Annotated in this window: 10 protein-coding genes, 1 tRNA gene and 1 pseudogene; 1 reads left to right on the top strand and 11 read right to left on the bottom strand. The window is 43.7% G+C overall.

The genetic code is table 11. The annotated features are described in order from the left end of the window. Nucleotides 1-476 (top strand): annotated as a pseudogene (locus AAFP11_RS25835) (hypothetical protein); the annotation flags it as partial. 171 nt (nt 477-647) lie between these two features. Here AAFP11_RS25835 and AAFP11_RS25830 read toward each other — a convergent pair. The 11 genes from AAFP11_RS25830 to AAFP11_RS25780 form a co-directional block, all read right to left on the bottom strand. Beyond that, nucleotides 648-718, bottom strand: a tRNA-Gly gene (locus AAFP11_RS25830). 60 nt (nt 719-778) lie between these two features. Next, nucleotides 779-2,983, bottom strand: a complete 2,205-nt coding sequence (locus AAFP11_RS25825) for a hypothetical protein (protein WP_341739596.1) — start codon at nt 2,981-2,983, stop codon at nt 779-781. A 112-nt stretch (nt 2,984-3,095) separates the two neighbouring features. Continuing rightward, nucleotides 3,096-5,129 (bottom strand): excinuclease ABC subunit UvrC, encoded by a 2,034-nt coding sequence (uvrC, locus tag AAFP11_RS25820; protein ID WP_341739595.1) that lies wholly within the window; start codon nt 5,127-5,129, stop codon nt 3,096-3,098. A gap of 140 nt (nt 5,130-5,269) precedes the next feature. After that, on the bottom strand, nt 5,270-6,022 hold the full coding sequence (locus tag AAFP11_RS25815) for an amino acid ABC transporter ATP-binding protein (protein WP_341739594.1): 753 nt from the start codon (nt 6,020-6,022) through the stop codon (nt 5,270-5,272). A gap of 63 nt (nt 6,023-6,085) precedes the next feature. Beyond that, entirely contained in the window at nt 6,086-7,408 is a 1,323-nt protein-coding gene (locus AAFP11_RS25810) for an amino acid ABC transporter permease (protein ID WP_341739593.1), read from the bottom strand. 21 nt (nt 7,409-7,429) lie between these two features. Further along, nucleotides 7,430-8,029, bottom strand: a complete 600-nt coding sequence (locus AAFP11_RS25805; RefSeq protein WP_340523483.1) for a hypothetical protein — start codon at nt 8,027-8,029, stop codon at nt 7,430-7,432. A 49-nt stretch (nt 8,030-8,078) separates the two neighbouring features. Further along, nucleotides 8,079-9,239 (bottom strand): ABC transporter permease subunit, encoded by a 1,161-nt coding sequence (locus AAFP11_RS25800; protein ID WP_341739592.1) that lies wholly within the window; start codon nt 9,237-9,239, stop codon nt 8,079-8,081. A 399-nt stretch (nt 9,240-9,638) separates the two neighbouring features. Next, nucleotides 9,639-10,742: an amino acid ABC transporter substrate-binding protein gene (locus AAFP11_RS25795; protein WP_341739591.1), complete on the bottom strand. Its 1,104-nt coding sequence runs from the start codon at nt 10,740-10,742 to the stop codon at nt 9,639-9,641. A gap of 316 nt (nt 10,743-11,058) precedes the next feature. Beyond that, a complete protein-coding gene (locus tag AAFP11_RS25790) occupies nt 11,059-11,286 on the bottom strand; it encodes a hypothetical protein (RefSeq protein WP_341739590.1) in 228 nt (75 codons plus the stop codon). A gap of 326 nt (nt 11,287-11,612) precedes the next feature. Continuing rightward, nucleotides 11,613-16,769: a PAS domain S-box protein gene (locus AAFP11_RS25785; RefSeq protein WP_341739589.1), complete on the bottom strand. Its 5,157-nt coding sequence runs from the start codon at nt 16,767-16,769 to the stop codon at nt 11,613-11,615. A 360-nt stretch (nt 16,770-17,129) separates the two neighbouring features. Further along, a partial coding sequence (locus tag AAFP11_RS25780) for a fasciclin domain-containing protein (RefSeq protein ID WP_341739588.1) occupies nt 17,130-17,508 on the bottom strand: 379 nt, incomplete at its 5' end.

The raw sequence follows: 17,508 nt of genomic DNA, 5'->3' as shown, positions 1-17,508 counted from the left end.
AATTCCTAACGCTCGTGATGCGATCGTTGCAGAGATTTTTGGGTGTTTTTACTCACGCTTGGTCTCGGATGATTCACTTTTACCCCCTCAATCCGCCTATGTGCCAGTTGGGGGTGCGGAATGTGGGCTTAAAGGCTGAGAATCAGAAACTAAAGACTGACTATGCCACGTTACTAGAATCCAGTACCTTCGTCACTAATAAGCTCAGGCAAGAATTACAAGAAGTGCGATCGCAACTTGAGACCGAGAGAACCCGGTGGGATGAATTGCAGGAAGAGTTGGACGATCGGGAAGAAATTTGCACCCAACTGCGATCGGAACTCTCCGACCTCAGACAAAAATCAGTCATTGCCAGCCAAGATTTTCCAGAGTCGGCCGACTTGCTCAATCAGTTAAAAGGACGGCGTAAAAAGTCCAAGGCAGACTTGGCTGATATGGAAGCAGTTTTGGAGGTATTGGCAGAGCTAGGTACTTGATTGTCTCCAATTTGTCTCCAATTTTGTCTCCAAATTGTCTCCAATTTGCTTCCTAACAGCCCGTCTTTGTCTCCAAATTGTCTCCAAAACGCCTTGTTTAACCACAGGCGTTAAGCCCTAGAAACGCAAAAACCCTTGATTTTTCAAGGGTTCTAGCTGTTTACAGATATAAGCGGGCAGCGGGAATCGAACCCGCATAATTAGCTTGGAAGGCTAAAGTTTTACCACTAAACTATGCCCGCACACAGCTTTTAACAATACCGTAAAGTTCTGGAAATAGCAAGAGATTTTGGAAAGTTTTTTTATAACCTCCCGAAAAGTGGCTTAATCGTCACTCTCACCCACAGTTCGGAGTAAACTGGCTTGCCGCCCGATCGCGCAGGCTGAAATTCCCAGTCTCGGAACAGTTGTCTCGCTAAAGCCTCAAAATTAATGCTTTTGCCGGACGATGACCCTTGATTGCTACTAGCTTTAACATTACCGATCGCAGCAAGTCTCCCTCGATCGTCAATTTGCAAAAACACGTCCAAGCTTACAACCGACGAACCAATCTGCAAAACATCGATCTGTTTCTGATTTTGCCTCGGTCTGGCTAGTTGGTCGGGGATGTCCCTATTGCCGCCGCGGATACTGTTTAAATCTAAAGTAGCGATCGCACCAGAACTTTCTGGTGGCTGAGGAACCTTGACTGGCGATCGCCGAGGATTTGGCAGTGGAGATCTGGGATAGGGTAATGGTTGCCGAATCGGGGCTGGAGAGGCGATCGGTCTGGGATATGGTAATGGTTGCTGAATCGGGCTCGAAGAGGCGATCGGTCTGGGATATGGTAATGGTTGCTGAATCGGGCTCGAAGAGGCGATCGGTCTGGGATATGGTAATGGTTGCTGAATCGGGCTCGGAGAGGCGATCGGTCTGGGATATGGTAATGGTTCCCGAATCGAGGCCGGAGAAATTGGTGGTTTCTCCATGGGTTGTGAATTAGATTCGGGAGAAATTGGTGGTTTCTCAATGGGTTGTGAATTAGATTCGGGAGAAATTGGTGGTTTCTCAATGGGTTGTGAATTAGATTCGGGAGAAATTGGTGGTTTCTCAATGGGTTGTGAATTAGATTCGGGAGAAATTGGTGGTGCGGGTATTTGCCGTGGCTGAACAATAGCAATAGGCTCTTGAGAAACTATGGATTCGGGTGGTGTCGATCGCTCCTGAACAACAGGAGCGCGATCGACTATTGATGTTGGTATTTGATCCTGTACACTTTTAGGATCGGTGATTGATTGGGGTTGGGGCTGCTGTTGAGTTACAGGATTTTGAGCAACTATTGATTGAGGTTGGGGCTGGGTTTCAATTAGAGGTTGTTGAACAGTGATTGATTGAGGTTGGGGATGCTGTGGAGTTACAGGCTTTTTAGCAACTATGGATGTTTTTTTTGTCTGCTTGTCAATTGGTTTTGGAGCAATTGCTAATTGAGATGATGGAGGTATAATTTTAATATTTTTGGCATTTCTTTTAATTTTGAAAACTTGAGTAATTCTCTGATTATTTTTAGGGTAAAATCTGGATTTATTGCTTGAATAAACTTCAATCTTAGGTGAATTTACCCCCACAATTGATGGAGGTTTTGAATTAAATTTAATGGCAATCTTAGGCACTGGAACAATTGATGGAGGTTTTGACTGAACTTTAATTCCCGGTTTAGCCACAGCAACGCTTGATTGGGTTTGTGACTGGGCTTTCTTTCTAGTTTTAGCCACAGCAACAATTGATTGGGGTTGTGACTGGGGCTTCATTGTAGTTTTAGCCACAGCAACAATTGATTTGGGTTTAGATTGGGATTTAATTTCTGGTTTAGCCACAACAGCAATTGATTTAGATTGAGACTTTGAAGCCACCACAGGCTTGAGCACAATTTGTGATTTATTTAAGGGTATTTTAACGGAATAATGCCTAGGTACTGGCTGTTTTACCTGCTTATTTTTTAATGTTCTCACAGCAGTAAACGATGGGATTTTCTTTAAGGGTTTGGGAGTTTTTCTAATTTTTAAATTATTGCGTTTGGCTGGTGGAGTTCTGGTGATTTTGTCCTGATTTTTGGAAATATTTGCCGATTTTAAAGCAGTGGGTGTGGATTTGGTGATTTTTTTAGGTACATCATTAGCCACAAGTATGGACTTTTTTGCAACTATTTGTTTTGAAACTGGCGGCGAAGTTCGTACTTTATTTATATTGGCTGGCTTGGGTTCAGGAGATTTTTGAGATGGGGTAATTTCAATTAAATTGACAGCAGCCGATCGACTTTCTGGTACAATCTGAGAGCGAATTATGCTCAGGCGTAAGATCCAGAAAACCAGTCCATGTAAAAAAACAGACCCTAAAATCGCAACTATCCACAGCATTGGCGGATCGGATCGCTTTTGCTGATTAAAGGTTTTGGTAGAAGTTTGAGAATTCATGGGTAAGACGCAGGAATTTAAAGCTATTTGTTGGTGATCGGTTCCTTTTTGCCCCATACGTTTGAGTTGCAGTTAAATCCGGATCGGATTGGTGAAAATAGAATATCAAAAACCCCAACTTCTTCAATAAGTCGGGGCTCTAAGGGAATTTTATGGTTGTTGGGAAAATTTAGGGGTGAAAATAATCGTAAATTTGTTGTGCTAGACGCGGGCCAATTCCAGGTACTTCCGTCAATTGTTCGGGTGTAGCTAAGCGCAGATAGTCGATCGACCGAAAATGCGCTAATAATTGTTTTTGTCGGTGGTGTCCCAAACCGGAAATTTCATCAAGTCGCGATCGCTTCATTCTCCCACTTCTTTGTTCTCTGTGAAAACTGACTGCAAATCTGTGGGCTTCATCCCGCACCCGACGTAATAATTGTACCCCAGGCTGTTCGGCATCAGTGGGCAGGGGCAAAGATTCCCCAGGCAGAAATATCTCTTCTCGCTGCTTTGCTAAACTCACAACACGCAACTCTTCTAGCAAATTCATCTCTCGCAAAACTGCTACCACTGCTGAAAGTTGACCTTTCCCTCCGTCTATCATTATTAAGTCTGGTTTGTCAACAATCTCATTATCAACTGTAGATAAACTGCTTATTTCTTCCTTCTTCAATCCTCCCTTGGTGGGGGTAGGGGTGGGTTCTTCTTCTATCCTTCCCTTGGGAGGGGATTCCTTCTTCCCTCGAAAGCGGCGACCAAGAACTTCTGCTAAACTAGCAAAATCGTCCGAATGACCTGATTTTATTTCAGGATTCTTAATTTTGTAGTGGCGGTAGTGTTGATTGGCTGGTAAACCGTCAATAAATACGACGCGGGAAGCTACCGCATCAGAACCTTGAATGTGAGAAATATCATAACCTTCAATGCGGTGGGGAATTTCGGGCAAATCGAGAATTTCTGCTAAATCTTGCATGGCTTGAGAATTGCGATCGCTCAATCTTTGCATTCTTGCCAATTCATACTCAGCATTGCGTTCTACCATCTCAATTAACTCTGCCTTGGTTTGCCGCTGGGGTGTCAAAATCGTCACTTTTCGCCCCTTGCGGTTGCTCAACCAATCTGCTAGAATTTCCCCTTCTGGCAAGTCATATTGCACTGAAATTTCGCTGGGAATTTCTACAGATTCAACATTTTGATAATGTTCCTCCAATACCCGCTGCAAAATCGCTCCAGCTTCTACCCCGCCTGGTTCTCCCTGTTGGTAAGGGGGGGAGGAAAGAGAAGATTGAAACAACTCTTGCCCTCCCTTTGCAAGGGCGGGTTGGGGCGGAATCTCTGCCATAAATCCCAATCTTCCGACTAATTGACCGGCACGAATTTGGAATAGTTGAATGCAAGCGTGCTGGGTGTCCGCAGCCAGGGCGATCGCATCTCTGGAAACAGTATCATCAGGTAAAGATACTTTTTGACCTGCACTCAAAGACTGCAAACCTTTAATTTGGTCTCGAATTCGCGCCGCAATTTCAAAGTTTAAATCTGTGGCTGCTTGTTCCATTTGTGACTCCAGCAGATCCACTAATTCCTGAGTCCTTCCCTGAAAAATCATCGCTACTTTTTGGATGATTTTGCGATAATCTTCCGCAGACACTAACCCTTGACACACGCCCACGCAGCGGCCGATATCGTAGTTTAAACAAGGACGGTCTTTAAAGAGGGGTTGAGGGCGCTGTCGCAGGGGGAAAATCCGCTTGATTAAATGCAGCGTACTCCGTAGCGCGCCTGTATCGACGTAGGGGCCGTAGTAGCGGTCTTTGGCGTTACCTGCGCGGCGTTTGCGGGTGATGAAAATGCGCGGGTATTCTTCCGACCAAGTTATGCACAAATAGGGATATTTTTTATCATCTTTGAGGAGGACATTAAAGTAAGGTTGGTGCTGCTTGACAAGGTTTGCTTCTAATGCTAAAGCTTCGGCTTCTGTATCGGTGGCGATGAATTCTATTTCGCGGACTTGTTGCACCATCATGGCGATGCGGGGACTGAGATTTTGGCTTTCGCGAAAATAGGAACGGACGCGGTTTCTGAGTTTTTTTGATTTGCCAATGTAAAGGATGCGATCGCTCTCATCTCGCATTAAATATACACCAGGTACGGCAGGAATTTCTTTGAGGCGGCTTTCCAAGCGTTCTGCATCTTTAACTAGCGGCAGAGTTTTTGAAATCATTAGTTATTAGTTATTGGTTATTGGTTATCTTAATAGGAATTTAACTTTGAGGTAGGGGTTTCAACCCATGACGGAATATTGTTTGTATGTTAATTTGACATCAATGTCCTATTCCTAATGCCCGATGCCCAATTCCCAATTTATAATATCTGAGATAAAAACTTCCGGGTACGTTCTTCTTTGGGATTCTGAAAAAACTCTTCTGGGTCTGCTTCTTCGACTAAAACTCCGCCATCCATTAACACAATGCGATCGGCAACTTCACGGGCAAACCCGACTTCGTGAGTCACCACTACCATTGTAATTCCTGTTTTAGCTAAATTTCGCATCACATCTAAAACTTCTCGTACCATTTCTGGATCTAATGCTGATGTCGGTTCGTCAAACAGCATGATTTTAGGCTGCATCGCCAAAGAACGGGCAATTGCTACCCGCTGCTGTTGTCCCCCAGAAAGTTGTCCCGGATATTTTTGTGCTTGCGACAAAATCCCGACTCTTTCTAACAGTTGCATGGCTATTTCTTCAGCTTTTTTCTTCGGCCAGCGGCGCACCCAGACGGGGGCTAGCATGACGTTTTGCAATACTGATAGATGGGGAAACAGGTTGAATTGCTGAAATACCATTCCTACTTCCCGGCGAATTGTTTCGATGTTGCGTAAATCGTGGGAAAGTTCGATACCGTCGATCGTAATTTTACCTTGTTGGTATTCTTCTAAGGCGTTAAAGGTGCGAATAAATGTGGATTTTCCCGAACCGGATGGACCCATGACGACGACGACTTCGCCTCGGTTGACGTTCATGCTGACACCGCGCAGTACGTGAAATTGTCCGTACCATTTGTGGACGCTTTCTGCAATGATTACTGGTTCTGGGCTTGTTTGCTGAGTTTCCATAATTTTTTTTATTTTTTAACCGCTGATGCTAGCTGATACACGCGGATGAACGCAGATAAATATTTACCGCTGACCTACTCCCAAACTTCGCTCTATTTTGCGGCTGGCTAGAGACATTGAGTAACAAAATACCCAATAGATAATGCCTATGAATATGTAAACTTCGGCGTACCTGCCAATATAGGATGGATTTGCTAAAACTGCGCGGGATATACCGATTAATTCTAACATTCCGAATAGGGAAAGTAGGGAGGTGTCCATGAATAATCCGATGAATTGTCCGCCGATCGCCGGAATGACGGTTCGCAATGCTTGAGGGAGTACAATTAAGAGTGTGAGTAAAGGTGTATTGAGCCCGATCGCCCTTGCTGCTTCTATTTGTCCTCTGGGTACTGCCTGCAAACCACCGCGCACGTTTTCAGCTAAGTATGCTGCACTAAATAATGTTAATCCAGCAATGGCTCTAATGACTCTATCTAATTTGGGATATTCTGGCGGCAAGAATAGTTGCAGCATGACTTGACCTAAAAACAAAATGCCAATTAACGGCAAACCCCGAATAATTTCAATGTATAATGTGGATAAAAGTTTTACAACTGGTAAAGAGCTTTGTCTGCCTAGGGCTAGCAATACTCCCAAAGGAAAAGAAAGCACTATACTAATTACTGCTAAAAACAGCGTCAATACTAAACCTCCCCAATCATTTGTCGAGACTTCTGTCAAGCCTAAACCGCCTTTAATTAACCACAAAATTACTGGGAATGAAACAGCCCAAGCTGCGGGAATCCAGTTAACCCCCCCCAACCCCCCCTTGCTAAGGGGGGGCGAGGGCAGGGCTGTTTCATTCTTTGTAGGGGCAATCCCCCCGTGGTTGCCCCAATGCCTGAAATGACGGAAAATGGTCGGTGGGGGCGAGGGGGGGTTGGGGTTCATTTGTCTACCCACAAAATAGCTGGCAGCGGCTATGATAATATCTCCTAGCAAGTAGAGGCGGGAGGTAAGGTCGATCGGCGAAATTACCGCACCGACAACCCCAGCACCGAGTAAAATCAATAATGGCGGATTCCACAGCCTTTCTTGGCGCTGAATGTTTCCCCAAGTTAAGCCTGCTAGCAAGGTAATTATTCCGGTTACTATCCACAGCCGCCAATAGGATTCGCTGGGAAATCTGCCCACAAAAAATAGAGGCAAATTAGCTTCTAATACCCGCCATTGAGCTTTTGTAGTTGCCCAAACGATAATTCCGGTAATGACTTGGAAACTAACAATTAGACAAATCACTGTCAAAATGCTGTTGTACCAGGTACTAAATAAATTTTTACGAGCCCAATTCCAAGGGGTGGGCGATTCAGTGGCTGGGGGCGGAAGTATAGGTATTGTTTCCATAGGTTGTTAGTTGTTATTTAGTTAACTTCTAATTGCACTTGCTAAAATTCCTAATATTTTTTTTATGTCGTTCAAAAAATATTCTTTCAAGTCAATTTCAATCACTTGTTCTTTTAGTTTTAAAAATCTCCAGTTAGTGCCGCTAGTAACAGCACCATAAATTGTCGAAATCTGGTTGCCTTCACGTTCGTTAAATATTCTAGCTGCCAACATTTCTGCTACGCACTGTCCCAAACCGCCATTAATATTTTCTTTTTTAGCTTCCACAATAATAATTACTGGTGCGGTAAGAATTAATAATTCGGGAGAACGACTAATTAGAAAATCGCAATTTCCATTTAATCCTTGTTCGGCATCAATTGTAAAGTCAATTCCCGAAAAAAAGCTAATCTCAGAATTAAACTGTTTTCTCAACTCGATCAAAATCGGTGCGATTATCATTTCCGAGCGAGCTTTTTCTGTGTTACTGCTAATAGCTAACGGCACGGTATATAGAAGTGTTTCTTCTAAAAAGCTACTACTTTCTAACTCGGCTATATCAGAAAACATATTAATTTTATCTAAAACTTTAAAATCAAAAGTTTTAGATACTTTTGCTAAACTAAAATCACTGTATGCCATTCGGTTTCTCCTTGTACGAGCGATTAAAAAGCTCAACTCTTATTAAACTTTATCTTTCCTTGAGTTGTACAGTTTGATTGTACCAATTCATGAACAGAGAAATGATTAAGCTAATAGTGAGATATGTTACCATGATAATTAACATGGCTTCGATCGCCCTTCCGGTTTGATTCAGGGTTGGGGAAGCCACCACAAAGTAAACGTCGGGATAGGCGATCGCCACTGCTAAACTAGAATTCTTAGCTAAATTCAAATACTGGCTGGTTAACGGCGGAATAATTACCCGCAAAGCTTGAGGCAAAATTACCAACCGCATCATGGTTCCAGATTTCAATCCCAAAGACTTCGCTGCTTCCATCTGCCCTCTTGGGACTGATTGAATTCCGGCGCGGACAATTTCGGCAATGTAACTGCCAGTATACAAGCTGAGTCCTGTCACTAGGGCTGCAAATTCTGGAGTTAATTTCAATCCTCCTTCCAGTTGCAATTCTGGCGTGAGGCGGGGAACATCTAAGCGAAAAGGCAGATTTTTGGTAATAATCAAAGCTGAGATTGCACTCAAAGCGATCGCACCTAATGCCCAAAGCAACTGTCTTCCTGGCTGCGCTTGTTCTATCATAACGCGGGCGCGCCACTGCCACAGAAGAGCCGCCCCCAAAACTCCGATAGTTAGCAAAATCAACCAAATTTCAAAACCAGGCAAAGTCGCCAGCCAAGGCAGTGCAATACCGCGATTTGTCAAGTATACCGGGCCACTCATCTGCTGATTTTCTTCCAGCTTTGGTAGCGAAATGAACACTGCAAAATACCAAAAAAACAATTGCAGCAACAACGGTGTATTGCGGATAATTTCTACATATAATCCTGCTAAACTTCGCAGCAACCAGTTTTCAGAAAGCCGCGAGATTCCTACAGTCAAACCTGCAATGGTTGCTAGAACTATACCAATTACCATCACTCGCAATGAGTTAACTAAGCCGACCAAATAAGCTTGTTTATAATTATTTTCTGGATTGTAGGCAATTACTTTTTCACCAATATCAAAGGATGCTTGGGAATTGAGAAAGTCAAATCCGAAAGCGATGCCTAGTTGTGAGTAATTGGCGCTGAGATTGTCCCATAAAATTGCGCCTAAAATTATTACTAAAATTAGGGCGATCGCCTGTCCAGCAATTTTCCAAAACCGATCGTCTCTGAGCAGTTTAATCATATTAGTTATTTGTTGTTTGTTGTTTGTTATTTGTTGTTTTTTATGGGTTATATTGTTGACCGTTGCATCGGAATGATTTAACCGCAGAGAACACAGAGGACACAGAGGAAGAGAATAGAGAGATGAATTATTCAGATGAAGACAGGATTTGATATTAAGGGTTATTTGTTATTGGCTGCGTCGCTCACGCAGTCGAAGGGTTATTCGCGATGCCTTGCCCTTCGACTCCGCGGTTCCTGAGCGGAGTCGAAGGGCAGGAACCGCGCAGTCTAAGGGTTATTGATTATTCGTTGTTAGTTGTTAGTGATTTTACCAATAACTCATCACTAATGACTGCTGACTAATAACCAATAACAACTAACCAATAACAACTAACCAATAACCAATAACTGACAAAAATTAACGGAACGGTGGCGAGTACATCAAACCTCCATCTTTCCAGAGTTTGTTTTGACCCCGGTCTAGTTTGAGTGTACTTTTGGGCCCGATATTGCGATCGTACATTTCGCCATAATTGCCCACTTTTTTCACAATGCGAGCGGCGTAATCGTTCGGGAGTCCTAAACCTTTACCCAAATCTCCTTCTTTTCCTAGCAAACGTTTGACGTTGGGGTCTGTACTGCTGGCTACAATTTGGTCTACATTTGTCGAATTAATTCCCAAATCTTCCGCTTCTATCGCTGCAAAAATGATCCACCTTACCGCATCTGACCATTTAGGATCGCCGCTTTTTACGGCTGGGGCTAAAGGTTCTTTTGACATCACTTCTGGCAAAATCACGTTGTTTTCGGAATTGGGTAGAGTGGTGCGTTTGGATACAAGTTGCGATCGATCGGCTGTGACTCCCTGACAGCGGCCTTCTTGATAGGTAGCAAAGGTAGCATTCACATCTTCAAAAACGACTGGAGTGTATTTAACTCCCAATTTTCGCATTTGGTCGGATAAGTTTTGTTCGGTACTTGTACCTGTTTGGACGCAGATGGATTTACCTGCAAAATCTTTTAAACTCTTAATACCGCTGTCTTTTTTGACCATGATGCTTTGAGAGTCATAAAAGATGACAGGGGCAAATTCGAGCCCGGTGGTGCTGTCGCGACTGACTGTGTAGGTAGTGTTGCGACTGAGAATGTCTATTTCCCCCGCTTGCAAAACTGTAAATCTTTCTTTGGCGTTGAGATTGCGGTATTCTACTTTCTCAGGATCGTCAAATATTGCGGCCGCGATCGCCCTGCATACATCTACATCTAATCCTGAATATTTACCCTTTTCATCTACAAAGCTAAAACCCGGTAGTTGGCCACTGACTCCACAAATTAGTTTTCCACGACTCAGAATCGTATCTATCCGACTTGGCCCTTGTTGCGATTTGCCTTCGGTAGCAGTTGTTTGTGCTGCTTGTCCGGTTTGTGGTGTTTGTCCTGTTTGTAGCGATCGATCCCTACAAGCTGTCAATGGTAACACCATTAACATAGTTGCCCACAACAGAAATTTCCATTTACGCATAGGTTTTAGTAGAACGCTTTCCTGACAATCGTACCTTGTCGCTGACGATAACTGTGGTCGATCGCACCTCATACTAAATTTGCGTTAAGAACCCCGATTTATCCAGGATGAGAGGGTGGATAAATTAGCGCGATCGACCAAAAAGGCGGTGCATCACCGGGATTTGCTATCACTGAAAATTCTAGCTTCAGAATCGGCTGTTTGCGCCCGGAATTGCACAGCGCTAGCCCAGGGACAACCCGCTGGTGATTTTTTTGGCTTGAGGAGTGATCGCCCCCTTTCCCGGTAATATTTATACGATCCCGATTCAAGAGAATCACAATAGCTCAGGGGCTAGTCGCTGCTCTGCTAAATCGCGGATGAGAGAAAGCCGAGACTGGATGTACTCATCTAACACATCTGCTTCTTTACCATTAAGCGCAGAGTTCATCTTCAACTGTTTGAGTAACCACTGTACCAAGGTGGCATCATCCAAAGTTACCAACAGAGTGGCTTGGCTGGTTTCAATTACTGACCAGAGTTGACGTAACATGACTGGAGTCATAAAATCTCCTTGAGGGTGAATACCCCTTAGATGGGCGGGCATAACGAGAAGTTGGTCTTCGTGTTTGGAGCCGATAGACGAAAAGCACCTTAAGAGCGATCAACTTAATGATTATTTTATATTTGACCACAATAACTGAAAAGAGTAGTGTCCAGCGCTACAACACACAAGACGTTATAAGACTGTCAAATCTCTTGACATATAAATAAAAATATTGATTAAACTTTAAAAAAATTTACATAAACTCCCGCGTGAGGCAGGGCTGTTTCATTCTCTTGTAGTGGCAGCTCATAGTGGCTGACCCGATAGATGCTAAGATTTAAGATCTAAAATCCATTGACAGCACTGAGCTTTTGAAAACCAGCCAGAATCACCTCTAATTCAGCAATCAGGGAAGCAGCGCCTTCGACATCCTCTGGCTGTGATTCGGCGCGATGTTGAAGTTGGGCAGCAATCTCAGGCATTAACCGCACCGCAGCCGTAGCGCTGACACCCTTAATTTGGTGAGCATAGCGCCCTAGGGCTTCGGCATTTCCCGCGGCGAGGGCTTGTTTAGCAGATTCTAAATAATTGCTAGTATCAACCACAAAAGCTTCTAATATCTCCCGTTCAAACTCTAAATCAGCCCCAGTAATTTCGTGCAAATGTTCGACATCTACTAAAGATTCTAGATCGAGTTTGATATCTGTTTTTAGCTCCTCAGCATAAGTCGGTGAATTGTCAATATTAGATATTTGATACTTAATTCTTAACTGAGCAGACCATTTTTCTAGTACAGCTTTTAACTTTTCCATCGAAATTGGCTTGCTGATATAATCATCCATGCCAGCGGCCAGACACTTTTCTCGATCGCCCTTCAAAGCATTGGCAGTCATCGCAATCACCACTGTCTGTTGGTGTGGCTGCATCTCACCAGAGCCAATGGCTGCGGCTTCCAGGCCACGCAATCGAGCCGTAGCTTCATAACCGTCTAAAACTGGCATTTGGCAATCCATTAACACAATATCATACTTCTGGAGCGCCACCATAGATAAAGCCTCTTCGCCGTTATTAGCCACATCCGCAGCACCTCCCAAAACTCTCAGTTGATTCAGACAAACTTTTTGATTAATAGGAGTATCTTCCACCAACAAAATCTTCAAGTTAGCTAACTCCTGTTGGTTAGCAACTAATTCTCCATCGACAGTACCTGTGACAGTCGAATTGGCCTCCTCTTCCTTCACTACCGCATCAGGAGCGATCGCCTTTACCAAACATTCCAACACCCGATGAGTTTTGACAGGTTTAATTAAGTAACCACTAAAACCGGTATTCAATAAGCGTTTTGCCTCTTCTATCTGAACCACAGAAGTCAAAACTACCCACTTAGTTTGCTGCATTGCTGACTCAGAAATAATTAAGCGTTCCAGGCTTCCTGTGAGCATTTCCGGCAACTGAATATCAACCAAAGCAATATCAATGGGGATATTTTGGCTGATAGCTTTGTACAAAGAGGCGATCGCCATCCAGCCACTATCAGCTTCCTGAACTTCCATTCCCCAAACCACAGTCATTCTCCGCAGCATTTCTCGCACAGGCGACTTATCGCTAGCCACCAAGATTTTTTTACCCGCCAGCATTTTTTGCAAATTCACTTCCGAAGCCGTCGCGGTATTAGTTACCATCTCCTTAATAGCCGGCAAACTAAACCAAAAAGTCGAACCAGCACCGGGGGTACTTTCCACACCAATTTCACCGCCACTCAACTCAACCAACTGCTTGGAAATTGCCAGTCCCAAACCAGTACCTCCATATTTTCTAGTAGTAGAAGCATCAACTTGAGTAAAGGATTGAAATAGCTTGTTTAGGTCTTCTGGATTAATTCCGATTCCACTATCTTTAACTTTAAATATCAAATATTGTTGTCTTTCTATCCCCAAGATTAACGGTTGTATTTCCTGGCTTTTTTGGGGAATCCTGGTCGTCAATAAACCTTTTTGACTGGAAAGAGAAACCTCAATCATGACTTCTCCTCCTTCGCTAAATTTAATAGCATTATTTACCAAATTAGTAAGAATTTGACGCAGACGTACCGCATCACCTTTAATTTGTAGCGGTACATCTCTGTCAATCAAAGCTACCAATTCTATACCTTTTTGTTGTGCAGGAGTTGCCAACAACTCCAAGACTTCCTCCAGACAGATACTGACATTAAATCCTAGAGTTTCCAATCGCATTTCTCCTGCTTCTAGTTTCGAGAGGTCAAGAATATCATTAATGATTGAGAGCAGATTTTGACCACTAACTTTCAATGTCTGCATAAAGTCAAGTTGTTCGGGAGTCAGATTAGTTTTCAATAGGAGATCGGTCATTCCCATCACCCCATTCATGGGAGTCCGAATTTCGTGACTCATATTGGCTAAAAATAGCGACTTCATCCGAGACGCTTCCAGTGCAGCTTCCCGTGCTTGTTGGGCTTGTTCAAACAGAGTAGATTGCTGAATGGCGATCGCCAACTGTACGCTCAATCTGCCCAACAAATCCACCTCAGAATCAGTCCAAGCGCGACAATCGCTGCACTGGTGAGCAACCAGCAATCCCCACAATCGATTTTGACTCGTTTCTAAAATCCCTTCCTGCAAGCCAGTCTGGGGATTTTTAGAAAAGACTTGTGTGTTCAAGTCTTGCTTTTCATCAGCGATAAAAATCGGGACTACTAAATTAGCCCTTACTTGCAAAGTAGCCAGAAAAGCCCGATGAGTTTCACTCAATTGAGCAGTATAAATATCTTCAATAGCTTGAATTTTCCCCGCCATATACATCGCTTTGTAACTCTCACCAAAACAATTCTCTAGAAGCTTTATGCCCAGCATGGGCATCCAATCATTGCCGACGGATTCAACCACCACCACTCCGGTTTTATTTGATTCAAAACGGTAAATTACAGTGCGGTCAGTTGCTAGTAATTGTCGAATTTCTTGGACAGCAGTGTTAAGAGTTTGAGTGAGGTTAAGAGACTGGCGAACCCGCTGAGCCACCGCCGACACCAACCGTTCCTGTTCTGCTTGTTGCCGGAGCATTCTTTCGGCTTTTTTTCGTTCAGTGACATCGCGAATTACCGTAGCAAAACACAGTGGTTCTCTGTTCTTCGGGTGTTTCACCAGAAAAACGTTCATCAAAGCATCAAACCGTTTACCGCTGTGTAAATGTTGCAGTATACCTTCTCCTTGCCACTGTCCCTGAGTGCGAATTTTTGGCAAAATCTCTTGAATAAACTTCTGTTGAAAACCAGCACCGATATAATCCCAAATCTCTGTATAGAGAGCTTGAGAAATATTTTCCAAACCCACCAGTCGCCGTCCAGCTTCGTTGACAAACAATGTTTGCCCTTCCAGGGTAGCCATGGCGATAAAATCGCTGCTGTTTTCAATGAGCGAAACAAATTTTTGGCGTTCCTCTTCTGCTCTTTTCCGTTCAGTAATGTCGCGTTTGACACAAACATGACAAATGACATCGCCACCATCATTAATCACAGAATATGCAGCTACATCGAGCGCTAAATTTCTCCCATTTTTAGTGAAATTGGTAGTTTCACCCCTAAAAGTTCCATTTTGACTTAAACTTTTGGCAATTTCCCCAAATCGCTCCCCGGTAATCTGTCGAGGCGTTTCTGTTTCTAATTCGTCATCGGTATATTCTAGGAGAGATTGGTGAGCGCAATTTTGTTCGATAAAAAACCCATCAGCATCAATAATCACGATCGCATCGTTGGAGTTTAAAAATATTTGTCGGTAAAGTTTGAGTCTTTCCTCATCCCGCTTGCGTTCAGTGATATCTCTGTTGACAGTCACGTAACAAACTACATTGTTACTCTCATTTACCACAGAAAAAGCCGAAAGTTCCACCTCCACAGTTCCCGCTTCCACAGTCTTACAACAGGTAATTTCACCTCGATAGCTTCCGGTGAAAGCTAAGCTTTCCAAAATCGATGCAAAGGTGTCTTCTCCTAAGTGGACTGCCGGCGTTTCTCGTCCCAATGCTGATTCGCTGTAGCCCAGCAAAACCTTGTGAGCTAGATTTCTTTCCCAATAATATCCTTGGGGGTCGATAATTGCGATCGCATCATTGGATTTTAAAAATATTTCTTGATATAGTTGCAGCTTCAATTCAGCTTGTTTTCGTCCGCTAACATCGAGAAACAAACCGTAATAAAGCATAGCCCCAGACTCTTGGACTTCAGGATGTGCATCCCCTCGAATCCATTTAAGTTTTCCAGAGGGGGTGACAATTCTGCCTTCCCAGCGCCAAGGCTGCAAATTTTCAGCAGCCAGGATCACTGAATTGACAAATTCATCTCGATCTTCAGGATGAATTAAGTCAACAATTATCTGAATATCTTGCTGAGCAGCAATAGGTTCAATTTCATACAAGTCTAGACAACCTGCACTCAAAAAAGAGAAAGCCAGGGAGCCATCGGGATGCAAATCAACTTGATACAACGTACCGGGTATATTAGCCGTAATTTTTTGTAATTGGGCTTGGCTTTCATGTCTAGCTCGATCTGCTGTGGAGGATTCTGTAATCTGGCGAGAAAAACCCAAAACTGCGAATACATTTCCCGCAGCATCATAGACAGGCAGTTTTTGGGTATCAAAGATGTGCTGTTTGCCGTTAGTAAAGGCGATGGGGGTGTCAGGATTGTGAATTGTTTCTCCGGCGAGTGCGGCTCGATCGTCTTCGCGCCAGCCTCTAATTCCGCCATCGCGATCGCCAAATACTACTGTTTCCGAAAATCCTAATTCAATATCATCTTTGCCAATAATTTCGGCAACGGTTTTACCTAAGTAGTCAGCAAAGCTTTGATTGACTAAAATGTATCTAAAATTTCGATCTTTGGCAAAAACTCTGTCCGGGGTAGCGTCAATCAAACTTCGCAGCAATAGTTGTTGATTTTGTGAGGACAAATCTAGCGGAAAATTCTTACTCGCTGATACCTCTAAATTTTGCTGTTTAGATAAATTTACCCATGCTTGGGAACAGATGTGAGCAGTCGTATGGAGCAAGCACAGGCGATCGAAATCAAAAACCTTCGCCGCCACTGCACCGATGAACAACACTCCCAAAAATTCTGTGCTTTCATCGAGCATCACCGGAGCCATTAACACAGATTTCAACTCAACAATTGGGGGGTGTTCCAGATTGTGCGCCCAATCGCGATTTCCTCCCAGCCATTGAGTGCGAGCCTCCAGCAAGCGAGACTCAATTTCCGATGTTGTTGCTTCAGTTAACGGCGCTGAGTTTTGACAGTAGATGCGATCGTCCGAATGGGTCAAAATAGCGATCGCTTCTGTGGGAATCAAGCGCCCTAGATATTCGATACCAGCAGACCAAATTTCCTCAGCACCGAAAGCTAATTGCACTTTAGCAGTCAGTTCCTTAAAAACTTGCACTTCCAAGGTACGCTGGCGGACTTTTGCTTTGAGGCTGGCGGCTAGGATTTGCATAGTGCTGATTACACTGATTTGCTGATGTTATGTTGATTGATTATCAAATTTTTTTCAACAAAAATGGTTAAATATATTTGACAACAATACAAATTTTTGATACTTATCCTGCATTCTACCTTTAAAAAAAACAGTATAGCAAACGCCAAGGCAGTTAGGAGGTTTTGCAGTGCTCAAAGCATTGATGTTCTGGCATTTTCCTTCTAACTTATTTTTATCCTCAGCCAGTTGACCCCTAGGGAAGAGGAAGGGAGCCTTCTTGCTTCTTGCTTCAACATATGCGATCGTCCCACTCTAGCGGGAGCGAAGCAACAGCACAAAACACCTGCTTCACTCCGGTGGCTGGGCGTGAGGACGAAACTATCCCATTAAAATTACGGTATCTATGACGTGGATCACACCGTTATCAGCTTCGATATCGGCAGCGACAACAGTAGCATTTTTTACCTCAAAACCGTCTGAGCAATCAATTTTAATCGGTGAACCTTCCAGGGAAGTGACAGAACCGAGTTTTGCCAAATCAGCCTTCATAAACTTGCCAGAGACAACGTGAAACATCAGAATCCGGCTCAGTTGGGGAACGTTCTGTACTAAAGTGGTGATAGTTCCGGGCGGCAACTTGGCAAAGGCGTCGTCATTGGGTGCAAAAACAGTGAAAGGGCCCGGACTTTTGAGGGCGTCTACCAAATTAGCCACTTGCACCGCTGTTACCAGGGTTTGGAACGAACCAGCACCTACA

The sequence above is a fragment of the Microcoleus sp. CAWBG640 genome, from assembly GCF_020883015.1.
GTDB lineage: Bacteria > Cyanobacteriota > Cyanobacteriia > Cyanobacteriales > Microcoleaceae > Microcoleus > Microcoleus anatoxicus.
The sequence above is the reverse complement of the archived record's forward strand: the minus strand, read 5'-3'. Positions and strand labels throughout refer to the sequence as shown.